We start from the raw sequence: 21,905 nt of genomic DNA, 5'->3' as shown, positions 1-21,905 counted from the left end.
TTACATCTTATTAAAGTTATTCCTTTGATTTATACAAAAACATAAATATATACAATATCTAGAGGTAATACTCTTTTTCTATATCACTTTTTCACAATTGACCTTTCCTATTGCAGGAATAAGCTCAAAATAGGAGTCGTAGTTTGGAACGGTCATTCTTTAATGATAGTTTGATAATTCATAAAATTTTCCTCCTCTTGTCCTGATAGAATAAATTCAATTCTAGAAAGCTGTTCTGTACCGCGCTCAATCTCTACTTTAAGCTCTTTCTTACGTTTTTCTAATATGTTATTTCCGTTATAACCAGACATAATTAGTTTTGTTTCATCAATTGACAAACTAATTTGTATCAATGACTTGATACGATGGAGTTTAACAAGCTGTACAGTAGTATAAAAACGATAGCCTGTAAAATTATCAACATATTCAGGTTTTAATAAACCTATTTCATCATAATATCGCAATGTTTTAATGGTAGTTTTGCTCATCTTTGAAAAATCGCCTATACGATACATTAACTCACTTCCTTTCTTGTAACTTATTCTATATGCTCCTGTAACTGGAGAGTCAAGAGGTTAAATTATAAATAATCCTCAACTTCTAACCATCTTACTTTATATTCCTTTTTTATTTTACTATAAAAATAAAAATTTTCCATTATAATACCTTTCTTCTTTCTCAAAAAACATATATAAATATGACATGAATAAAGAAAATAATGAAATAAAATGCACTAAAATACAAATTATAAATTTTAATGTTTACAATTTCCCTTAACTAAACGTCTTTAATAGATAAATTTGAGTATTTGACTTAGGGGGATAACTAGTATGAATGAATCTATTAGAGCATTAGTTAAAAAATCAAAAGACAAAGATAAAGAAGCTTTGACTCAAATAATAAATAAATTTAAAGGAACTATTAAAAAATTTAGCAAACAGCTAGAATATGAGGAGGCAGAAATAGATTTAATTATAGGGGTAATAGAGACAATAGGGAAAATAAAACTAAGTAATTTAGAATTAAAAAATGAAGGTGCAATTACAAACTATATATACAATTCTATAAAAAATAAAAGGACAGAATTATATAGAAAACATGTAAAGGGAATTAGTAAGGAACTAGAAATAAACTTAGAAATTACAGAAGATAAAACGAATTATCAACTTGAAGATAAAATCTTTATCGATAATCTATTAAATTTGTTAACTGATATTCAAAGAATTATTTTAGTAGAAAAATTTCTGAAAGGATATTCCGACTTAGAAATATCTAATAAATTACATATTTCAAGACAAGCTGTAAATAAATCTAAAAATAGAGCACTAAAAAGACTAAAAAGTTATTTAGAGAAAGAAAAATGTATAATAGTTTAATATTTAAGGAAGGAGGAGGGAATTGTGGAAAAGAAAATAGTTGAACTAGCTTCAACACAAGGAATATGGGCAGCTTTAAGTGTTGCTCTTATTTTTTATATTTTAAAAACTCAAGAGAAAAGAGATTTTAGGCAAGAAGAAAGAGAGCAAAATTATCAAGGAATTATATCTAAGCTTACTGATAAGCTTAATATCGTTGAAGATGTGAAAAAAGATGTAGAAGAGATTAAGAGTTATGTATTTAAAAAAAATAATAAATAATTTAAAAAAACATGTTTACAAAATCAAAATAAAATCGTCTTTATTAAGTATAAGATAAATTAAGTTGGCCAACGCAAATTTTTCTTAGCATAAAAAATAGGGGGTATTTTAAATGTCTAATATAGCAACCGGTAGATTTAAATTTAATACAATAATTAGAAAAGGAGAAAATGCAACAGTTTCAATACCACTTCCTCAAAGTGATTTTAAAGCTGGAAGTCTTTCATTTAAGCAAAATGATGTATTTGTATTTGGCACAAATCAAAAACAAGCATATTCTATTTTTAAAAGTAAAACTACAAATTCAATGATTGTTAAACATAGAGCTATGAGAAGTGAATTAGCAACTAGTTCTGAGGATGAAGGTGCAAACATATATGGTGCATATTTAGCATTAAATAATATATGGATAGAAGGTAATTATATTAAATTAGAATTTGAACATGATTATGCTGATTATAGTAAAGATTATGAAGATTTAAGATGTGATATGGGCTGGGAAGTTCATAAATAATTTTTCTTAAGAAACAAAAGGTATTGATTTTTAATCAATACCTTTTGTTATAAATATTAAAAACTATATAAAATAAAAGGTGATTTATATGAATATCATAGATACAAATTTAGAATTTAGAAAACTTAACTATATAAATAAACCAAATAATATAATACTTCATCATGCAGCACATAGCAATTGTAGCGTATATGACGTTCATAGATGGCATAAAGACGATAGAGGTTGGAGCGGCATAGGATATCACTTTTTTATAACGAAAGAAGGTCTAATCTATAGAGGAAGGCCAGAAAAAGCGATAGGGGCCCATTGCTTGAATCATAACAGTAATACAATAGGAATATGTACACAAGGAAACTATACAAAAGAAAACATGCCTGTAGGGCAAGAAAAGTCATTAATAGAACTTTGTATATATTTATGTACTAAATATGGAATTAAAACAATTAATGGGCATAGAGAATTAAATTTAACGGACTGTCCTGGTATATACTATCCTTTAAAAAAAATAAAGAAAGAAGCTTTATATAAAACACAAGAAATAGATAATTATACAGTAAAATGTGGAGATACTTTGTGGTCAATATCAAAGCAATTTAACATGTCAGTTAATGAATTGAAGAAATTGAATTACTTGAATACAGATATAATTTATCCAAATCAAATATTAAGAATACTTTAGTCATCTTTAAAAATGAAGATAGCTTTTTATTTTTTAATAATTTCAAAAAAGCGATTATAAGGTTTACATTTTAAAAATTAAATCGTCCTTATATAATGTAAGACAAAACAAGCTGGTCAGTAAGTTAAGTTTTATAAACAAAAAATTAAAAGGAGAGTATTTAATATGGGACAAACAATAACAGGTAATAATGTAATAAATAAACTTATGAGAAATAGTGAATATTATATTCACCAAATAAATTTACCAAGCATTGATTTCACAGGTGGAAATCTTACATTTGGGGGAGATGATGTACTATCATTTGGAACAAGTAAAGAAGAAGCATTCATAATTTACACATATAACGGTAGAACAGTTATAAGACATAGACTAAAAGAGCCTAAGTTGATTGGACACTATACTGATAGTATGGACGTTATGGATACTAAGGCATGTTTAATAAATGTATGGATTGAAGGTAGTGCATTAAACCTTGAATTTAGAAACCATTCTGGTGAAATTGCAGATATAAATAAAAGCGTATATTATTCAGTTCATAAGTAATATTAATATTTATATTTATATTTAGGGTTTACATATTTCAAAGTAAAAACGTCTTTATATAGTGTAAGACAAAACAAACTGGCCAATAAGTTATGTTTTATAAAAAATTAAAAAGGAGAAGATTAATATGAGACAAACAATAAAAGGTGAAGGAAATATAGATTCTCTTATGAGAAACCAATCTTATTACACTCATGAAATAAATTTGCCAGCAAATGATTTTTTAGGAGGAACACTTACATTCGACGAGGAAGATATAATTGTTTTTGGAATAATTAAAGAACAAGCTTATTCAATACGTAGAACGAAGATAGGAAATGATCTTATATCTCGTATTAAACATAGATTAGTAGATCCAGAATTAATTCCACATGGTGATACAGAAAATGTTATGGATACGAAGGCATGTTTATTAAATGTATGGATTGATGGTCATAAGCTAAAACTTGAATTTAGAAATCATTCTGGTGAAATTGCAGATATAAATACATCTATAAATTATGAAGTTCATAAATAATAAAAAAACAGGCTTCAAATGTTAATTTAATATACATGTTCGTGTATAACTAGCATCTGTGGCATCAGACGCAAAGTAATTTACTAATAATGGTTATTTCGGTATTAAAATACTGTTTTAGAATAAATTTTTATTTAAGATTAGCTTATATTTATTAATTAAGAATAAATGTATAGCAATTTCAATGATTAAAAGAGAGTATTGTAACTATGCCTTAAATTTATGTTTAGGGCATAGTTTATGCCTAAACAACAAAACGATGTTAATTTTTCACATATACTTTGTATGTGGTGACACGGTTGCTGGGTCTATGTCTAATACAGCAGTTTGCGATACGATTTATTGTCAAAGAGGAAGTTATAAAAATATTATTGGAATTTTGGGAGTGTTAGGATAAATCCATCAAAAAGAACAGTTTAGAGTTGTTTTTTTACTTTATATGCTTAAATAGACTATAGTCTATTTAAACAGTGAAAACATATAGAAATACTGTTATTAAAAAACTATCTATAAAAATATTATTGTATTCACGATATTTTTATAGATAGCTTTTGATTATCCACATTAAATAATATTTCAACTTATAGATAAAATAAATAAGTGAAGTAAATTAGTAAGGATTTTTTTAAGTAACGAAGTTTGCTAGAGCTGGCTGGAGATATGAGTAGATGCGATAATAATCTTCTGTTTTTTTAATGCCTTCCTATATTTTCATTTTCAACTAACTCAACAATAGGGACTACCATTCTTTTATCGTTATCTATACTTCTTACATAAACAGTTTCTGTTCTACTATCAATATTTTCGAGCCATACAGGCTCATTTTGATACAAAACCTCAACAGTATCATTAGATTGTATTATTTCAGTAGCTCTTCTTAAAATCATAGATACACCTCCTTAGATTATTATTTCTAAATCAAATAATAATATGTAAAAGTATTTATTTTATATAGAATTAAAAAATATGCCTATAAAAATACAAGCAGTTGCTTTTTACGTATTTTCATAGACATATTTTTAATAATCCACATAATGTTTCAAATTATAGATAATATTGATATATGAAGCGAATTTCTATAATATAGACTTGGATTCTATAGGTGAGGAAAGTATAATATGAGTTTGAGTACTTCCCATTTGCTTAATAGTATCTATTAAACTTTCAAGATCGTCCATATTAGGCATCATAACCTTGATAATAACACAGCCATGACCTGTTATGTGGTGACATTCTACTATGCTATCATTATTATTTGCAAAATCAACAAAATGAGAGTATCTATCCGCTGGAAGAGATATATTTATAAAAGCACTCACATTCTTGTTTAACTTTTTAGGATTTACTATAGCTTTATATCCTAAAATTATATTATTCTCTTCTAAACGCTTAACTCTTTCTGAAACAGCAGGAGAAGTTAAGCCTACTGATTGACCTAAGTCTTTCATTGAAATTCTTCCGTTATTTTGAAGAATTTTTATAATTTTACGATCCGTAGAATCCATCGCTTACCTCCATTATATAATATAACGATTAAAATTTAGTCATATAAATTGATTATAACATTTTTCTAGTGAATAGCAAATTATAAACTTAAAACTTTAAATTAAAAATATGGGTATGAAAATATATTTGCATTAATTTTATTTTCATACCCATATTCTATAGGAATTCACTTTAATAAGTTATTAAAATTTTATCCTTTATATTTTTATTTAACACATCCTCATAATTTTTAGGAATGCATATAGTAGATGAATCTCCATCGCTTATATATCTTATTTGTTTGTTCTCATCAAAGTCATTTAGCCAATCATATAAACCTACATTATCTACGTTAGTTTCACTAGCTCGAACCCTGTGAATTTTACTAAAATCAAAGTTTTTATGATAAGGAGATTTGTAAGGATCCCACCCAACTAGTAGTACAGCAGTATTATTGTATGATATAGAATTATATTCTCCTTTAATCGAATATACATAATCTTCTTCCTGTGGTTTTCCTCCAAATGGTAAAGCTAAAGTGTTTACAGGATAATCTTTAATATATTTGTTTATAACTTCGATTTCTTGAGATATAGATTTTTGTATAGTTTCTTTATTAGATTTTGATAAATCGGTATGGTATAAAGTATGGTTTCCTATATCATATCCGTTTTCCAATAAAAAGTTTAACTTATAATCTACATATTCAGGCTGATTGAATATGTTTGAGTTTAAAAAGAATGTAGCAGTAGTATCAAAATCAGGATGAGACTTTTTAAATTCTTCTAAAATTCCAACAGCACAATTAGGATCAATTTTGATATTACCATCTTCTTCAAATACTCTAAAATTATTTTCATTTCCATCATCAAAGGTTATAACAACAGGAGTGAAACCAGCTTTTGTATTTATATTTCCGCTTACATAATCATTAAGTCTTATAGTACGATATTTTTTTTCGTATAAAGTATTTAGATCTTTTCTAAAATTATCAGGAGTTCTAACCCATGTAGATTCATCTTGTCCTATATTGTGATACATTAATACCATTATTTTTCCAAGCTCATTTGGTTTAATCTCGTTATAATCTATCTTAACATTAGAACTTTCTTTTTTCATTTCGTTTGGTTGAGTGGAATCTGACATCTTTGAATCAACTTCATTATTTGAAACATTTGATTTAGAACAGCCAGACAATAAAAGAGTTAACAAAATAAAAATAATTATAGATTTATTTTTCATAATAAACCTCCTTATTGTTCGAAGCTGTATCTATTACCAGCATTCCAAAGTATATATTCATCTATACCATTATCATTTAAAGCTTTTATCTGCTCTCTTACTTGGGCTTCATCATATTTAATATGGCCTTTAACCCAAGATGCTGTAAAATCTTGTATCCAAGGTCTAATAGTAGCTGGATTATCTACATTTTTATTTCTTTTAACAGAATCTTTAGCTGATTGAAATACTGTTTCATAAGGATGAGCATCATGAATATCAATTCCATATACTTCATTTCCATAATGGCTAGGATACATCATAGGACACACATAATCTACAATTCCACTAACGGCTTCCCAGTATTGGCCAAGACCCATATCATTTGGAACAGAACCTACAAGACCAAATATGTCAGCACTTACATATACATCTTCAGGTGAAATATTTTCTTTAGCGTACTTTAGAAAACTTTGGACAGTTTGAGCTTTGCTAGTATCCCCAGAATTATTTCTATAATCTAGTTTTGCATCTAATTTACCACCATTAGATGCTGGAAACCTTACATAATCAAATTGAATTTCATTAAAGCCAATTTGAGCAGCCTCTTTTGCAACACTTACATCATATTCCCAAAGCTTTCTATCATGAGCTGATGCCCATCTTAGCCCATCCTGGCTTACGAATGTTGAAGCAGTTTCTTTATTTATAATTGCTCTTTCGGGGTAGTATTCTGTATAAATCGGATCTTTAAATGTAACTATTCTAGCTATTAAATATATATTATTTTCATTTAATTTCTTAATCAACTTAGACATGTCTTCTTTAGCTATTGCATGTTGATTTGCTTTTAGAGCAAATTTGTCAGATGCATCTGTTTTAAATAACATATTCCCATAATCATCTTTAACATCTATCACAAAAGCATTTATTTCGCTGCCATTACAAAGCTTAATCAGTCTATCTAAATTATCTCCAAGAATAGAATTTATCGTAACATAGATGCCTTTTACCTTTCGTCTTTTATTATTTTTATATTCATAAGTCTTAGGATAATTGGATAAATCTACACCTTTTAAATTTTCACTTAAAAGTTCTTGTTTATTTTGAGTTAAAAATTCGGATGATACCCATCCTATTTTATCCTCATTACTATCATTAATAAATTTAATATTGTACCATTTTATTTCTTTTTCATTTTCATCAACATAAGAATTATTACCTATAATCTCAACTTTATCAAATTTAGATAATTTATGAACTATAGATGATTCAGTGGAATGAGTTTCTCTTACATTTAATTGAGTTGGTTTAACATAGAAAATATTTTTTTGTGTATCTTGTTGTTCATTTTGAACTTGTGTCTTTTCTTGAGATGGATTGTTTTTTACAGAAGATTGACTGCACCCAATAAAAAGGGAAAAACATAGTAATAATGATACTAAAAACAAATATTTTTTCTTCATGATTGATTGTCCTTTCTTATGTCTTAAAGTTTTTTATAATATTATTTTAATACAAATAAGGAGTGTTTAATAGAGTATATTATGGAAATACTTTTTATTTATATTAATTTCTGAAAAAATAAAAATACATAAATAAAGACGAATATTCTGAAAAATGAAAGAAAAAAAGAAAACACGGTTTAGTAAAAAGACAAAAAACGACACAAGTTTAACAATAAAATACATAAAGTAGTATATGATGTAAAAAATTACACGAACAATTCATGTTTTTTAATTAAGTAGTGATTTAGATTTATTTTGATAAACTTCATTGTTTTTAACACAAAATTATCAATATCTATATTTATCTCATTTTCTATAATATTAGACAAAATACCCTTATATATAAGCATAAAAAGTTCATTTATTTCTAATATATCTTCTCTTTTTATATAACCTTCTTGTGCACACTCATCTAATAAAATGTATCCTCTATCATATATATTATTTTTTAAAAGCATAGTGTATATGCTGTGATATGAATTACTTATTTCTTGAGGATAAATTTCGTAATACTCACTTATATAATCGTTTAGAGAATTAGATAATTTAGCGAAGAATATAGAATGAAATATCTTGGGATTACTAAAAGAGTAATAGCAAAAGCATTCCCATATACGAAGTGTTCTATCTACCGAATTAAAGCAGTTTTCAATATATCTAGGTAGATTATCAGTATAAGGTTTAGTAAATTTCATGCAAGCTGAAAAGATAAGATGATCTAAATTTTCGAAGTAATTATAAAGGGTAGCACTATTGTATCCAGTTAAAGAAGCAACCTTCCTAATAGTAACATAATCAATTCCTTCTTCTTCAATTATTTTAGCTGTAGCGTCTATAAAACACATCATCATAGAATGTTTTTTGTTCTTCTTGGTTTCCATACAAAAACCTCCTTATTATAATAGTATTTTATGATGGTATAAGAACATAATACAATGAAAAATAAAAATCAACAATAAAGAAATATTATAAAAGCATAGCAAAAAAAGACAATATGTATTAAAAAAAACAATAGTTTGTTAAATAAATATAAAAAAAAACTATAAATACTATTGCGGTCTAATCATGATTATGTTAATATTAAGTCAAGTTAATTAATTAACAGAAATTGAGCTTTAAAATATCAATAATGGTTGGGTAATATAAAAAATGAATTGAAAGATTCAAAAAAATTTTAGGTTTAAATTTTTGAAAATTAGCAAGTTTCAACTAAGTTTCAATTATTCGAATATTCTAACGAAAAAACTTTAATAAGTTAAAATGAAAGGAGTGTCAAATAGTGAAATTAGAAATAGGTAATTTTCATGTTAAAGATATAGTATTTGGAGATAAGACATTTTATAAAGATGGTATATTAACAATTAATAAAGAAGAAGCTTTAGCATTTGTAAAAGAAGATGAACATATAACTGATGCAGATTTAAAAATTGTTAAGCCTGGGGAAAACGTTCGCCTAGTACCTGTTAAAGAAGCAATAGAGCCAAGAGTTAAATTAAATGGGGATCCTTTATTCCCAGGAGTTACGGGGGATCTTGTAAAAGCCGGGAATGGAAAAACACATGCATTAAAAGGATGTAGTGTACTAGTTGTTGGGAAACACTGGGGAGGATTCCAAGATGGATTAATAGATATGAGTGGAGAAGGAGCAAAGTACACTTACTTCTCTCAACTTAAAAATATAGTATTAGTTGCTGATACAGATGAAGATTTTGAAAAAAGAGAGCAACAAAAGAAAAATAAAGCTTTAAGATGGGCAGGTATGAGACTTGCTGAATACATAGGAAATGCAGTTAAAGAGTTAGATCCAGAAGAAGTAGAAACATATGAATTAGAGCCAGTAACTAAAAGATCAAAAGAAGTAAATGATTTACCAAGTGTGGTATTTGTAATTCAGTGTCAATCACAAATGGAAGAAATGGGATACAATGACTTAGTATATGGATGGGATATGAATCATTATTTACCAACATTTATGAATCCTAATGAAATATTAGACGGAGCTATAATATCAGGAAGCTTTATGCCTTGTTCTTCTAAGTGGTCTACATATGATTTCCAAAACTTCTCTGCTATAAAGAGATTATATAAAGAGCATGGAAAAACAGTAAACTTCTTAGGCGTTATAACTTCTAACCTAAATGTTGCACTTGATCAAAAAGAGCGTTCTGCAATATTTGTGTCTCAAATGGCAAAATCTTTAGGAGCAGATGCTGCTATAGTTGCTGAAGAAGGATATGGAAATCCAGATGCTGACTTTATAGCTTGTGTAGTAGCACTTGAAAATGAAGGAATTAAGACTGTTGGACTTACAAATGAGTGTACTGGTAGAGATGGAAATTCACAACCATTAGTTACACTAGATGAGAAAGCTAATGCTATCGTATCTTGTGGTAATGTATCAGAATTAATAAAGCTTCCTCCTATGGAAACTGTAATTGGAGAGCTTGAATCTTTAGCAAGAGATGGATTATCTGGAGGATGGGCAGATGATGAAATATTAGGATCTTCTGTTAAAGAAGATGGATCTATAATAATGGAAAATAACTCAATGTTCTGTGGTGATCAAGTTACAGGATGGTCTCCAAAGACAATGAAAGAATTTTAGGGAGGTGCACTAAGATGAAAAAAGCAATACTTTACGTAAACCAATTTTTCGGACAAGTTGGTGGAGAAGATAAGGCTGATTTTGTTCCTGAGATTAGAGAAGGCTTAGTAGGACCTGCTATGGAACTTAACAAGCAATTAGATGCTGAGGTTACTCACACAATTATATGCGGAGATAATTTTATGGGTTCTAATGAAGAAGAAGCAGTAAAAATGATTTTAGGATTCTTAGAAGATAAAGAATTTGATATATTTGTTGCAGGACCTGCATTCCAAGCGGGTAGATATGGAAATGCTTGTGGAGTTATAGCTAAAATAGTAAAAGAAAAATTCAATGTTCCAGTTATATCATCTATGCATATAGAAAATCCTGGAGTTGAAATGTTTAAGAAAGATGTAGTAATTTTCCCAGGTGGAAAAAGTGCTGCAGCTATGAGAAAAGATATAAAGAAGATAGCTACATATGCAAATAAGATATTAAATGGAGAAAAATTAGGAACAGCTGAAGAGGAAGGATACTTCGTAAGAGGAATAAGACATCAATATTGGTTAGAAGATGCAAAGCCAGCTTCTGAGCGTGTTGTTGAAATGCTTCTTAAAAAGATAAACGGAGAAGACTTCGTAACTGAGCTTCCTATTCCTAAATTAGATAGAGTTGAAATTGCACCTCCTATAAAAGATTTATCTAAAGCTACTATAGCTTACGCAACTACTGGTGGTATAGTACCGGTTGATAATCCAGATAGAATACAATCTGCTTCTGCAACAAGATGGGGTAGATACAGTATAGAAGGAATGGACAGATTAGAAAGTGGAGTATTTAAAACAATACATGCAGGATTTGACCCAGCGGCGGCTGATGCTGATCCTAATGTTATAGTTCCTATAGATTCTTTAAGAGAGTACGAAAAACAAGGAGTAATAGGAAAGCTTCATGAATATTTCTATACAACAGTTGGAACTGGAACTACTCAAGCAGAAGCTGCTAGAATGGGTAAAGAAATGGTTGAATACTTCAAAAAAGAAGGCGTAGATGCAGTTGTACTATCTTCTACATGAGGTACTTGTACTCGTTGCGGTGCAACGATAGTAAAAGAAATTGAAAGAGCTGGATTCCCTATAGTGCAAATGGCTAACTTAATACCAGTTGCTAAGACTGTAGGATCTAATAAGATGGTTCCAACTATTTCAATACCATATCCATTAGGAGATCCATCTACAACTAAAGAAGAGCAGTGGAAATTAAGACATCATAGAGTTGGAGTAGCACTTGAAGCTTTAACTGATGATGCCAAAGATCAAACTGTTTATAAAGTTAAAATATAGATATACAAAAGGAGTGATTTGGATGTTAGCTTTAGATAAAAGTACATTTGAAGAAGAAGTTCTAAATGGTACAGGATGTATGTTAGTAGACTTTTGGAGTGAGAGTTGCGAGCCTTGTAAAGCTCTTATGCCAAGTGTCATTGAGTTATCACAAAAATATAGAGACCAATTAAAGTTTGCTAAGCTAGACACTTCAAAAGCTAGAAGACTTGCTATAAAGCAAAAAGTTTTAGGGTTACCAACTATAGCTATTTATAAAGATGGAGAAAAAGTTGAAGAGTTAACTAAAGATGATGCAACAGCTGAGAACATAGAAGAAATGATAAAAAAATACTTATAAGATAATAAATTTAAATAAATTAAAAAATACTAAAAAAGAGAGGAAGTATAGTCATGGGATTTTATGATGGAAAAAAAGTCATTGTAATTGGTGACAGAGATGGAATACCTGGTCCTGCTATGGAAGAGTGTTTAAAAGGTACTGGAGCAGAGGTTGTATTCTCATCTACTGAGTGTTTTGTCTGAACTGCTGCAGGAGCGATGGATCTAGAGAACCAACAACGTGTTAAGGATTTAACTGAGAAGCATGGAGCTGAAAACATGGTTGTTCTTTTAGGTGCCGCTGAAGCTGAAGCTGCTGGTCTAGCAGCTGAGACAGTAACTGCAGGAGATCCAACTTTTGCAGGACCACTTGCAGGAGTAGAACTTGGACTTAGAGCATATCACGCTGTAGAAGATAAGTTTAAAGGTGAAGTTGATGCATCTGTATACGAGGATCAAATTGGTATGATGGAAATGGTTCTTGAAGTAGATGAGATAATAGAAGAAATGAAAAATATAAGAGATGAATTCTGTAAATTTAATGATTAATTAAGCTCTGCATGTTTGTAGCTTAAATTAAATAAAGGAGTGGTATACTATATCACTCCTTTTTACACAAAAAAAATTGTTAAATATGTATCATATGACAAATTACATAATAAACCTGTTAAATATATATCATTTAACAAAATATGTATGGTATAATGAGTTAGAAATACAAAATATTTAAAAAATTAATAATTAGAAATATTAATATTAAAATTTTGTATTTCATAAGTAACAATAATATAAAAAGAGTTTCATAATAATGCGGAGGTGAATGTAATGTCTTATGCTGTAGTAAAGGGAAGTGGGTACATACTTGTACATACCCCAGATATGATAATTCACAATGGATCAACTCAAGTAACTGAAAGAATAGTTAATCCTGAATCAGAATATTTGAAAGAATTACCAAAACATTTAAGAAGTTTTGAAGAAGTTGTAAAATATTTACCTAACCAAACGTATATAGGGAACATGACACCAGAGGAACTAGGAAAAGTTGAAATGCCTTGGTTTGACAAGGAAAGTGATAAAACTAATAGGTTCGGTAAATTTGGAGAGATAATGCCTCAAGATGAATTTATAGGACTTTTACAATGCGTAGATGTATTTGATTTAGTAATACTTGAAAATGAATTTGCAAAAACAGTAAAAGGAAAATTAAAAGATCACCCTTTAATAAAGGATGAGTTAGTAAATAAGATAAAAGAAGGCGATGAATTAGATAATATAGAGAAATTTATAAAAGAAAATCACGCTGAAGCTTTATATAACGATGGAAAAATAGTTGGTTGTGTAAAAGCAGCCCATAATATAGATCCTAACTTAAATGCACATATAATATTTGAAAACTTAGTAGTTAAAGCATCTGGAGTAGTTGCTATGCTTAACTTATTAGATAAAAATAATATAAACCCACAAGATATAGATTATGTTGTTGAGTGTTCAGAAGAGGCTTGTGGAGATGTTAACCAAAGAGGTGGAGGAAACTTCGCAAAAGCCATAGCTGAAGTTGCAGGATGCGTTAATGCAACTGGCTCTGACACAAGAGGATTTTGTGCAGCACCTACTCATGCTTTAATACAAGCAGCAGCTCTTGTTAAAGCTGGAGTATATGAGAATGTAGTTATAGTTGCAGGTGGAGCTACTGCAAAACTTGGAATGAACGGAAAAGACCATGTTAAGAAAGATATGCCTGTACTTGAAGATGTACTTGGCGGATTTGCAGTACTTGTAAGTAAAAATGATGGTGTAAACCCAGTTTTAAGAACTGATTTAGTTGGAAGACATACAGTTGGAACAGGATCTTCTCCTCAAGCTGTAATAACTTCATTAATAACTATGCCTCTTGACAAAGGTAACCTAAAAATAACTGATATAGATAAGTATTCAGTAGAGATGCAAAATCCTGATATAACTAAACCAGCAGGAGCAGGAGATGTTCCAACATCTAACTATAAGATGATAGGAGCTTTAGGAGTTAAGAGAAAAGATATAGAAAAGAAAGATCTTATGAACTTTGTTAAAAATCACGGAATGCCAGGTTGGGCTCCAACTCAAGGACATATACCATCTGGGGTACCATATGTAGGTTTTGCAAGACAAGCTATGTTAAATGATGAAATAAACAGGGCTATGGTAGTTGGAAAAGGAAGTTTATTCCTTGGACGTATGACTAACCTATTTGATGGAGTATCAATAGTTATGGAAAAGAATGATGGTAAAGTAGATCAAGATCAAGGAGTTTCTAATGAAAGCGTTAAAATAATGATAGCTGAGGCCATGAGAGAATTTGCATCACATTTATCAGCTGAATAGAGGTGATATTAATGAGTGATAAAAACTTAAAAAATATGATAGGAAAAGCATTTAATGAGATTGCAGATGCTATAGAGAGTGGACAATTCGGTGAAAAGAAAAGGGTTGGAATAACTCTTCTTGGAAGCGAACATGGTGTTGATAATATACTAAAAGGAGCAGAACTTGCTCAAAGTAGAGATAATTCAATTGAAGTAGTATTAATAGGACCTAAAGTTAATACGAATCTTAGAACAGTACAAGCAAATACAGAAGATGAACAGCATAAGGTTATGGAACAACTTTTAGATTCTAAAGAAATAGATTCTTGTGTTACTATGCATTATAATTTTCCAATAGGAGTATCTACTGTAGGTAGAGTAGTAACTCCAGGTATTGGTAAAGAAATGATAATAGCTACTACAACAGGAACTTCATCAGCTCATAGAGTTGAGGGTATGGTAAAGAATGCTTTGTACGGAATAATAACAGCCAAATCTTTGGGAATAAAAGACCCAACAGTAGGTATATTAAATTTAGATGGAGCTAGACAAGTTGAGAAAGCTTTGAAAGAATTAAATGAGAATGGATACAAAGTTAATTTTACTGAATCATTAAGAGCAGATGGCGGAGCTGTTATGAGAGGAAACGATCTATTAACAGGAACACCTGATGTAATGGTTACAGATACATTAACAGGTAACCTACTTATGAAGGTATTCTCATCATTTAATACTGGTGGAAGTTATGAAGCTATGGGATTTGGATATGGTCCTGGGGTTGGAGAAGGATATGACAGAACTATATTAATACTTTCAAGAGCATCTGGGGTACCTGTTGTAGCTAATGCTATATCTTATGCAGGACAAGTTGCAAAGGGGAATATTAAGAAAATATCTAAAGACGAATTCAAATCTGCAAAAGATGCTAAGCTTTGTGATATATTATCTTCTGTAACTAAAGAAAAGAAAAAAGATGAAGAAGAAGTTGCAGCACCAGATAAAGAAATCGTGACAGGTTCTGTTTCTGGTATTGATATATTAGATCTTGAAGATGCTGTAAAGGCTTTATGGAGAAATGGAATATATGCAGAAAGTGGCATGGGATGTACTGGACCTATAGTTATGATAAATGAAACTAAGGTTGAAGCTGCTTTTGAAATACTTAAAAAAGAAGGCTATGTAAGTTAAGAATTAACCCCCGAAGACATAACTAGGAGATATATTTATATATCTCCTAGAATTTAAAGGAGGAATTTATTTGACTAATAAGACTAATAAAAATAATGATAATTCAGTATATATTATATCGGTACTGTTTGTTTTAGGTATCGTTGCATGGGCTCTTATAGCTAATGAAAGTTTTGGAAATGCAGCTAATGGGCTCTATGTATTCTTAAGAGATAATTTTGGATGGATGTATCTAATGGGAATGTTTTTCTTCGTATTAGTTGCAGTACTACTTGCAGGTAGTAGATACGGAAATGTAAAACTTGGGCCAGATGATTCAACACCAGATTATTCTTATGTTTCATGGTTTGCTATGTTATTTAGTGCAGGAATGGGTATAGGATTAGTATTCTGGGGTGTTGCAGAACCTCTTAATCATTTTGTTAATCCTCCTCTTGGACTTGCTGAGCCAGGATCAGCTGATGCTGCTCAACTTGCTATAAAAACTTCTTTCTTCCACTGGGGATTTCATCCGTGGGCAGGTTATAGTGTATTAGCATTAGCTCTTGCATATTTCCAATTTAGAAAAAATACACCGGGTCTTATAAGTAGTATATTTATACCTTTATTCGGTGAAAAAAGAGTTAACGGAGGACTGGGTAAATTTATAGATATACTGGCTATATTTGCAACTGTTGCAGGAGTTGCAACATCTTTAGGACTTGGAACTCTTCAGATAAACAGTGGACTTAACCACTTATTCGGGATTCCAACAAATACGACATCAAAAGTAATAATAATAGTAATAGTTACGATATTATTTATGTTGTCGGCAGTTACAGGACTTGATAAAGGAATTAAATTTTTATCAAATCTTAATTTAGGAATAGCTTTTGTATTAATGATGTTAGCTTTCTTACTTGGGCCTACTGTAAAAATAATAAATGCATTTACTGCTGGAATAGGACAATACTTAGGTAGCTTTACGCCTGATAGCTTTCGTATAAATGCATTTGGAGACAACTCATGGTTAGGTGGATGGACATTATTCTACTGGGCTTGGTGGATTGCATGGGCACCATTCGTTGGAACTTTTATAGCACGTATATCAAGAGGAAGAACTATAAGAGAATTTATAATAGGAGTTTTATTAGTACCGACTCTTGGGAGTTTCATGTGGTTTGCTGTATTTGGAACATTAGGAGTTAACTTAGGACTTGATATAGCAACAGAGGCTGCAAAAGTTACAGAAACAGCTTTCTTTGTTGTGATGAGTCATTACCCGCTTGGAAGTATAATATCTTTGGTAGCTGTTATATTACTTTGTACATTTTTTGTTACATCAGCAGATTCTGCTACATTCGTTTTAGGTATGATGTCTTCTAATGGAGATTTAAATCCATCTACTAAGAGAAAAGTTATTTGGGGAATTATACAATCTTCAATGGCTTTTGGTCTTTTACTTGGAGGAGGACTTACAACACTTCAAACAGCATCTATAGCTGCAGCATTCCCGTTTGCATTAATAATGATTTTAGGATGTATATCCTTATTCAAGGAGCTTAAGAATGAAGATCTTGATGCTGTTAATGAAAGATATAAAGAACAAAAGATAAATAAAGTATAATATAAAGGAATACATAAAAAAATATCGAAATATTATAAAGGTTTACAATATTAGGGATATTAAAGGGAGATGAAACTTATGTCTATGGTATATGATTTAATAGTAATAGGAGCTGGACCAGGAGGTTTATCAGCGGGATTATATGGAGCTAGAGCTAAGATGAACACTCTTATAATAGAAAAGGATAGAACTGGAGGACAAATAGCTACTACAGATGAAGTTGCTAACTATCCAGGATCTATACAAAATGCTACTGGACCAAGCTTAGTAGCTAGAATGGTAGAGCAATGTGAAGAGTTTGGAGCGAAAAGAGTAAAGGATACTATTGAAGATGTAGAATTTGATGGAAAGATAAAAGTTCTAAAAGGAAAGAAAGAGGAATATAAAGCTAAAGCTGTAGTTATAGCAACTGGAGCTACTCCAAGAAAACTTAACGTACCTGGAGAGAAAGAGTTAACAGGAAAAGGAGTTACTTATTGTGCTACTTGTGATGGAGCATTCTTTACTGATTTAGAAGTATTCGTAGTTGGTGGAGGAGATTCTGCTTGTGAGGAAGCTATGTTCTTAACTAAGTTTGCAAGAAAAGTAACTATATTATCAAGAGATAACCACCTTACTGCTGCAAAATCTATCCAAGCTAAGGTTTTAAATCATGATAAGATAGAAATTAAGTGGAATATAGAAATCACTGAGTTAAAAGGTGATGGAATATTAGAATCTATGACTCTTAAAAATAGAGAAACAGGTGAGATTACTGAGTTTGAAGCTGATGAAGAAGATGGGACTTTCGGAGTATTCATATTCGTAGGATATGCACCTCAAACTAAGTTATTTGATGGAAAAATAGATATGGACCGTGGATATATACCAACTACTGAAAATATGGAGACTAATGTTCCTGGAGTATATGCAGCAGGAGATTGTAGAGTTAAAATATTAAGACAGGTTGTTACTGCTTGTGGAGATGGAGCAACTGCTACAGTAATGGCTGAGAAGTATATTGAAAATAATTTTGAAGAATAGTATTAAAAAAGATAGCTTGTAAAATTACAAGCTATCTTTTTTCTTTTCTTTTATCATTTCATTTTTAAGGGTCCAAAGGTTTAATGATAAATCTACCTTATATACTTCTGGAGACTCTATTCGTCTATATTGCTTCCACAATGTATTTAATTCTTGTTTTGCAAATTCTCTTATTTCCATAACGCTCTTTGGTTCGTGAACGCATTTCCCTTTTAAAAATAAAGGTTTTAATAATTCTTTTATAGAGTAATTTTTAAAAGTTTTCTTTTTCCAAGTATGAATAGGATGAAATACTGTAAGAGGACTATTTGCATTTATAGTTTCTTCGTCTAAGAGAATAATATCTGCCTCAGCTTTTTTTGATTTATTATATATTCTAACTACTTTTTTATAACCTGGATTATTTATTTTTTCTGGATCTTCAGATATTTTAATTTTAGGTATTAATCCATTTCCATCATCGGAAGCACAAAGCTTATAAACTCCTCCAAGAGAAGGACAATCACTAGATGTTATAAGTTTTGTTCCGACTCCCCAACTGTTTATCTTAGCTCCTGAGTTTTTAAGGTGAGTTATTTTATATTCATCTAGATCATTTGAGGCAACTATTGATAAATTTTCAAACCCAGCTTCATTTAGCATTTTTTTAGCTTGTTTTGATAAATATTCAAGATCACCTGAGTCAAGTCTTATTCCAATAGGCTCATGACCTTTGTCTCTAAGTTCTTTGAATACTTTAATCGCATTAGGTACACCGCTATTTAAAACGTTGTAAGTATCTACTAATAAAAGAGCCTTTTCTGGATATACACTAGAGTAAGCTCTAAAGCTCTCTAACTCAGAATCGAATTTTTGAACCCAGCTGTGAGCATGGGTACCTATAATTGGAACATCAAACATTTGACCAGCAAGCACATTTGCAGTACCTGAACAACCCCCTACAATGGCGGCACGAGATCCATAAATACCTGCATCAGGTCCCTGAGCACGTCTTAGCCCAAATTCAAGTACGGAATCTCCGTTAGCTGCAAAGCAAACACGAGATGCCTTAGTAGCTATCAATGATTGAAAATTAATTATGTTAAGAAGTGTAGTTTCTATAAGTTGAGCTTGGTATAAAGGAGCCTTTATTCTTATTATAGGTTCATTAGGAAACATTACAGAACCTTCTTCAACTGAGTATATATCTCCTGTAAATTCAAAATTTCTCAGTAGATTTAAGAAAGCATCCGAGAATAAGTTTAGTTGTTTCAAATAGTCTAAATCATTTTCTTCAAATTTAAGATTATTTATGTAATCAACCAGCTGTTGTATTCCGCAAACTAGAGTATAACCTCCGTTACAAGGATTTTTTCTAAAGAACATATCAAATACAACTATATCTTCATGGACATTTTGACTAAAATAACCGTGCATCATTGTTAATTGATATAGGTCAGTAAGTAAAGTTAAATTTCTCATAATTTATCATCCTTTCCAATCGTAGCTACATTTTAGATTTTATCAATATTTTCAGAAATCTACAATAACATTAGTATATATTTAAAAATTAACGAAAAAATAATTTTATCTAGGAGGTGATATTGTGGACAAAGAAGGGAAAAGATTAAAGAACAGCAAAGAAATAATAGATGAATATAAGGGATTAGAAGCTGATAGAGATATTTATTATGAACAGGATTTAGGATATAGAAAAAATAATGTTCAAAAAGGAAATTTTTATAAACAGGGGCATGGACTATTATCAGATGAATAAAAAATTCGCTACATGCTACCGTTAGAAACATTATATAGATATAGTTAATAAGAAAATAAACCCTGACTAGCTTATTAAATCAGGGTTTATTTTTCTGTACAACATTATTATAAAAAAATACCATACATCCAGCTGTGGTTCTCTGAGCTAGTGGAAGAATTTTTCTGGATATTTTATAAAACCTATCTTGGGTATTTACAATATTTTTGAACTGTATGTCCATTCTTAAAGAAAATCTAGCATTGAATCTTACAAATTTATCTATAGAACTTAACATTATAGGTTTTTTATTGCATATAAATTCTTTTATAGAATCGTGGTGTTTTTTTACGAATGTTTCAAACTGCTTATGATTATCAAAAAGCTTTATATTAGCATGCTGAGGTATAGTCATATCCTGAATTATATGCATAGAAGCGCCTAAATAAAACATAGATTTATCTATGTTATTTATATTCCAAAAATATATAGATTTATTATAATAATTCTTTGCAAGATTTAAAGCATTATTGCCTCCATATATCCCCTTCTTTTTATAAGGATGATAAAAATGACCGTTGCTTTTAAAATCTTGGTCTGCCCAAACGGCTCCCTCGTTTATGGTTTTTATATGTTTTGAAAAAAGTTTATATTCTTTATTATAATGGTTTATTCTTAATATATTTAATGCTTGCATATTTATAAAAATATGAACCTTGCAGTGTGTATTTATTATCATTTTTTTAAAAGGATTCACAACTTTAAAAGAAGTATGTAATACTTTCCCATAATATTTTTCTAATAAATTCAATATTATCTCCCCTTACTATTATAATTCGACTTAGTATGCCCGATATATAAATATAATATTCTAAGATAATACAATACTTTAAAAAAATGTAATTGTATGTTAAAGTTTTAGTAAGCTTTAATTAATTGCATAAGCTTTTATTAATTAAAGATTCAAATAGTAACAGGGGACTTTTGAGGAGGTATATAAAGTGGAATATATAGTTATATGTGATTTTGATGGGACGATAACAATAGAAGATACTGTTAATTCTATGGCGAACAAGTTTGCCGGAAATCAATGGAAAAATCTTGATGATATGTGGATGAGTGGTCAGTATGATGCTCGTGAAATAAGTCAAAAAATATTAGATATGATGAAGACAAATGAAGTAGAGCTTAAAGAATTTATAAGAGGTATTGCCATAGATTCTAAGTTCAAAGAGTTTATAGATTATATAAGAGAAAAATGTATAGAATTTTACATAATAAGTGATGGATTTGATTTTAATATAGAAAATATATTAGAAAATAATGAAATAGAGGGACTTATGAGTTTTTCCAATATACTACAATTTGAAGGAAGTAATCTATTGGGGGTATATCCTAACACTAATGAAAATTGCAGAAAATGTGCAAACTGTAAGAGCAACTTAATAAATGATATAAATCTTGATAATAAGAAGATTATATATATAGGAGATGGACACTCTGACAAGTGTGCATCAAAGAATGCAGATTATATATTTGCTAAAAAAGATCTTGCAAATTATTTGAGAGAGAATGAAATTGAATTTATGGAGTTTGAGAATTTTGCTGATGTATTAAGTAAAGTTAAAAGGATAATCTCATAAAATA

General features: G+C 29.8%; 25 protein-coding genes. 17 read left to right on the top strand and 8 right to left on the bottom strand.

The window, feature by feature from the left end; genetic code table 11:
• Positions 1–152: 152 nt before the first annotated feature.
• Positions 153–515, bottom strand: coding sequence for a MerR family transcriptional regulator (locus tag Tmeso_RS10685; RefSeq protein WP_242967913.1), 363 nt, complete (start codon positions 513–515; stop codon positions 153–155).
• Positions 516–830: 315 nt separating this feature from the next.
• Here Tmeso_RS10685 and Tmeso_RS10680 point away from each other — a divergent pair, with 315 nt between their 5' ends.
• The 7 genes from Tmeso_RS10680 (at position 831) to Tmeso_RS16460 (ending at position 4,293) form a co-directional block, all read left to right on the top strand.
• Positions 831–1,376, top strand: coding sequence for an RNA polymerase sigma factor (locus Tmeso_RS10680; RefSeq protein WP_099191015.1), 546 nt, complete (start codon positions 831–833; stop codon positions 1,374–1,376).
• Between the two features lie 24 nt (positions 1,377–1,400).
• Positions 1,401–1,637 carry a BhlA/UviB family holin-like peptide gene (locus tag Tmeso_RS10675; RefSeq protein ID WP_099191013.1) on the top strand — a complete coding sequence of 79 codons (237 nt, stop codon included), beginning with the start codon at positions 1,401–1,403 and terminating at the stop codon, positions 1,635–1,637.
• A gap of 112 nt (positions 1,638–1,749) precedes the next feature.
• Positions 1,750–2,151, top strand: coding sequence for a hypothetical protein (locus tag Tmeso_RS10670; protein WP_099191011.1), 402 nt, complete (start codon positions 1,750–1,752; stop codon positions 2,149–2,151).
• An 88-nt stretch (positions 2,152–2,239) separates the two neighbouring features.
• Positions 2,240–2,833, top strand: a complete 594-nt coding sequence (locus Tmeso_RS10665) for an N-acetylmuramoyl-L-alanine amidase (protein ID WP_099191009.1) — start codon at positions 2,240–2,242, stop codon at positions 2,831–2,833.
• A gap of 165 nt (positions 2,834–2,998) precedes the next feature.
• Positions 2,999–3,379: a hypothetical protein gene (locus Tmeso_RS10660; protein ID WP_099191007.1), complete on the top strand. Its 381-nt coding sequence runs from the start codon at positions 2,999–3,001 to the stop codon at positions 3,377–3,379.
• A 127-nt stretch (positions 3,380–3,506) separates the two neighbouring features.
• Positions 3,507–3,896 (top strand): hypothetical protein, encoded by a 390-nt coding sequence (locus Tmeso_RS10655; protein WP_099191005.1) that lies wholly within the window; start codon positions 3,507–3,509, stop codon positions 3,894–3,896.
• Between the two features lie 259 nt (positions 3,897–4,155).
• Complete coding sequence (locus Tmeso_RS16460; RefSeq protein WP_187296321.1) at positions 4,156–4,293, top strand: hypothetical protein; 138 nt, start codon at positions 4,156–4,158, stop codon at positions 4,291–4,293.
• Positions 4,294–4,588: 295 nt separating this feature from the next.
• Here the strand turns inward: Tmeso_RS16460 and Tmeso_RS10650 are convergent, their stop codons facing one another.
• The 5 genes from Tmeso_RS10650 to Tmeso_RS10630 form a co-directional block, all read right to left on the bottom strand.
• Positions 4,589–4,783, bottom strand: coding sequence for an H-type small acid-soluble spore protein (locus tag Tmeso_RS10650; protein WP_099191003.1), 195 nt, complete (start codon positions 4,781–4,783; stop codon positions 4,589–4,591).
• Positions 4,784–4,972: 189 nt separating this feature from the next.
• Positions 4,973–5,401: an Lrp/AsnC family transcriptional regulator gene (locus tag Tmeso_RS10645; RefSeq protein WP_099191001.1), complete on the bottom strand. Its 429-nt coding sequence runs from the start codon at positions 5,399–5,401 to the stop codon at positions 4,973–4,975.
• A 172-nt stretch (positions 5,402–5,573) separates the two neighbouring features.
• Complete coding sequence (locus Tmeso_RS10640; protein ID WP_099190999.1) at positions 5,574–6,623, bottom strand: polysaccharide deacetylase family protein; 1,050 nt, start codon at positions 6,621–6,623, stop codon at positions 5,574–5,576.
• 11 nt (positions 6,624–6,634) lie between these two features.
• Positions 6,635–8,068, bottom strand: coding sequence for a putative glycoside hydrolase (locus Tmeso_RS10635; RefSeq protein ID WP_099190997.1), 1,434 nt, complete (start codon positions 8,066–8,068; stop codon positions 6,635–6,637).
• A 248-nt stretch (positions 8,069–8,316) separates the two neighbouring features.
• Positions 8,317–8,991: a TetR/AcrR family transcriptional regulator gene (locus Tmeso_RS10630; RefSeq protein ID WP_099190995.1), complete on the bottom strand. Its 675-nt coding sequence runs from the start codon at positions 8,989–8,991 to the stop codon at positions 8,317–8,319.
• 398 nt (positions 8,992–9,389) lie between these two features.
• Between Tmeso_RS10630 and Tmeso_RS10625 the strand changes: the two genes are divergently transcribed.
• The 8 genes from Tmeso_RS10625 (at position 9,390) to trxB (ending at position 18,523) form a co-directional block, all read left to right on the top strand.
• The gene (locus Tmeso_RS10625; protein ID WP_099190993.1) at positions 9,390–10,715 is read left to right on the top strand and encodes a glycine/sarcosine/betaine reductase component B subunit; all 1,326 of its coding nucleotides are present in this window, start codon (positions 9,390–9,392) and stop codon (positions 10,713–10,715) included.
• A 14-nt stretch (positions 10,716–10,729) separates the two neighbouring features.
• Positions 10,730–12,040 (top strand): betaine reductase selenoprotein B, encoded by a 1,311-nt coding sequence (grdH, locus tag Tmeso_RS10620; RefSeq protein ID WP_099190991.1) that lies wholly within the window; start codon positions 10,730–10,732, stop codon positions 12,038–12,040.
• Positions 12,041–12,062: 22 nt separating this feature from the next.
• Complete coding sequence (gene trxA, locus Tmeso_RS10615; protein ID WP_099190989.1) at positions 12,063–12,380, top strand: thioredoxin TrxA; 318 nt, start codon at positions 12,063–12,065, stop codon at positions 12,378–12,380.
• 53 nt (positions 12,381–12,433) lie between these two features.
• Positions 12,434–12,910: a glycine/sarcosine/betaine reductase complex selenoprotein A gene (gene grdA / locus Tmeso_RS10610; RefSeq protein ID WP_099190988.1), complete on the top strand. Its 477-nt coding sequence runs from the start codon at positions 12,434–12,436 to the stop codon at positions 12,908–12,910.
• A 276-nt stretch (positions 12,911–13,186) separates the two neighbouring features.
• A complete protein-coding gene (gene grdC / locus Tmeso_RS10605; protein WP_099190986.1) occupies positions 13,187–14,725 on the top strand; it encodes a glycine/sarcosine/betaine reductase complex component C subunit beta in 1,539 nt (512 codons plus the stop codon).
• Positions 14,726–14,736: 11 nt separating this feature from the next.
• Complete coding sequence (gene grdD, locus Tmeso_RS10600; RefSeq protein WP_099190984.1) at positions 14,737–15,894, top strand: glycine/sarcosine/betaine reductase complex component C subunit alpha; 1,158 nt, start codon at positions 14,737–14,739, stop codon at positions 15,892–15,894.
• 70 nt (positions 15,895–15,964) lie between these two features.
• Positions 15,965–17,500 carry a glycine betaine uptake BCCT transporter gene (locus tag Tmeso_RS10595; protein WP_099190982.1) on the top strand — a complete coding sequence of 512 codons (1,536 nt, stop codon included), beginning with the start codon at positions 15,965–15,967 and terminating at the stop codon, positions 17,498–17,500.
• Between the two features lie 78 nt (positions 17,501–17,578).
• A complete protein-coding gene (gene trxB, locus Tmeso_RS10590; RefSeq protein WP_099190980.1) occupies positions 17,579–18,523 on the top strand; it encodes a thioredoxin-disulfide reductase in 945 nt (314 codons plus the stop codon).
• Between the two features lie 24 nt (positions 18,524–18,547).
• Here trxB and Tmeso_RS10585 read toward each other — a convergent pair whose 3' ends face one another.
• Positions 18,548–19,984, bottom strand: coding sequence for a nicotinate phosphoribosyltransferase (locus Tmeso_RS10585; RefSeq protein ID WP_099190978.1), 1,437 nt, complete (start codon positions 19,982–19,984; stop codon positions 18,548–18,550).
• A gap of 124 nt (positions 19,985–20,108) precedes the next feature.
• On the opposite strand from Tmeso_RS10585, the gene Tmeso_RS16455 reads away from it, so the two are divergent.
• Positions 20,109–20,279 carry a hypothetical protein gene (locus Tmeso_RS16455; protein ID WP_187296320.1) on the top strand — a complete coding sequence of 57 codons (171 nt, stop codon included), beginning with the start codon at positions 20,109–20,111 and terminating at the stop codon, positions 20,277–20,279.
• Between the two features lie 79 nt (positions 20,280–20,358).
• On the opposite strand, the gene Tmeso_RS10580 is transcribed toward Tmeso_RS16455, so the two are convergent.
• Complete coding sequence (locus Tmeso_RS10580; RefSeq protein ID WP_187296319.1) at positions 20,359–21,069, bottom strand: zinc dependent phospholipase C family protein; 711 nt, start codon at positions 21,067–21,069, stop codon at positions 20,359–20,361.
• Between the two features lie 190 nt (positions 21,070–21,259).
• On the opposite strand from Tmeso_RS10580, the gene Tmeso_RS10575 reads away from it, so the two are divergent.
• A complete protein-coding gene (locus Tmeso_RS10575; protein ID WP_099190976.1) occupies positions 21,260–21,901 on the top strand; it encodes an MtnX-like HAD-IB family phosphatase in 642 nt (213 codons plus the stop codon).
• Positions 21,902–21,905 lie beyond the last annotated feature (4 nt).

It is taken from the genome of Tepidibacter mesophilus, assembly GCF_002724055.1.
GTDB classification, from domain to species: Bacteria; Bacillota; Clostridia; order Peptostreptococcales; family Peptostreptococcaceae; genus Tepidibacter_A; species Tepidibacter_A mesophilus.
The sequence above is the reverse complement of the archived record's forward strand: the minus strand, read 5'-3'. Positions and strand labels throughout refer to the sequence as shown.

What these genes read in the sequence shown, in the direction of transcription:
- Tmeso_RS10630 (WP_099190995.1), bottom strand. Translation starts at nt 8,991, where the DNA reads ATGGAAACCAAGAAGAACAAAAAACATTCTATGATGATGTGTTTTATA.
- grdD (WP_099190984.1), top strand. Translation starts at nt 14,737, where the DNA reads ATGAGTGATAAAAACTTAAAAAATATGATAGGAAAAGCATTTAATGAG.
- Tmeso_RS10640 (WP_099190999.1), bottom strand. Translation starts at nt 6,623, where the DNA reads ATGAAAAATAAATCTATAATTATTTTTATTTTGTTAACTCTTTTATTG.
- Tmeso_RS10685 (WP_242967913.1), bottom strand. Translation starts at nt 515, where the DNA reads ATGTATCGTATAGGCGATTTTTCAAAGATGAGCAAAACTACCATTAAA.
- Tmeso_RS10635 (WP_099190997.1), bottom strand. Translation starts at nt 8,068, where the DNA reads ATGAAGAAAAAATATTTGTTTTTAGTATCATTATTACTATGTTTTTCC.
- grdC (WP_099190986.1), top strand. Translation starts at nt 13,187, where the DNA reads ATGTCTTATGCTGTAGTAAAGGGAAGTGGGTACATACTTGTACATACC.
- Tmeso_RS10650 (WP_099191003.1), bottom strand. Translation starts at nt 4,783, where the DNA reads ATGATTTTAAGAAGAGCTACTGAAATAATACAATCTAATGATACTGTT.
- Tmeso_RS10660 (WP_099191007.1), top strand. Translation starts at nt 2,999, where the DNA reads ATGGGACAAACAATAACAGGTAATAATGTAATAAATAAACTTATGAGA.
- Tmeso_RS10670 (WP_099191011.1), top strand. Translation starts at nt 1,750, where the DNA reads ATGTCTAATATAGCAACCGGTAGATTTAAATTTAATACAATAATTAGA.
- Tmeso_RS10655 (WP_099191005.1), top strand. Translation starts at nt 3,507, where the DNA reads ATGAGACAAACAATAAAAGGTGAAGGAAATATAGATTCTCTTATGAGA.
- Tmeso_RS10585 (WP_099190978.1), bottom strand. Translation starts at nt 19,984, where the DNA reads ATGAGAAATTTAACTTTACTTACTGACCTATATCAATTAACAATGATG.
- Tmeso_RS10680 (WP_099191015.1), top strand. Translation starts at nt 831, where the DNA reads ATGAATGAATCTATTAGAGCATTAGTTAAAAAATCAAAAGACAAAGAT.
- Tmeso_RS16460 (WP_187296321.1), top strand. Translation starts at nt 4,156, where the DNA reads ATGTTAATTTTTCACATATACTTTGTATGTGGTGACACGGTTGCTGGG.
- trxA (WP_099190989.1), top strand. Translation starts at nt 12,063, where the DNA reads ATGTTAGCTTTAGATAAAAGTACATTTGAAGAAGAAGTTCTAAATGGT.
- Tmeso_RS10645 (WP_099191001.1), bottom strand. Translation starts at nt 5,401, where the DNA reads ATGGATTCTACGGATCGTAAAATTATAAAAATTCTTCAAAATAACGGA.
- trxB (WP_099190980.1), top strand. Translation starts at nt 17,579, where the DNA reads ATGTCTATGGTATATGATTTAATAGTAATAGGAGCTGGACCAGGAGGT.
- Tmeso_RS10665 (WP_099191009.1), top strand. Translation starts at nt 2,240, where the DNA reads ATGAATATCATAGATACAAATTTAGAATTTAGAAAACTTAACTATATA.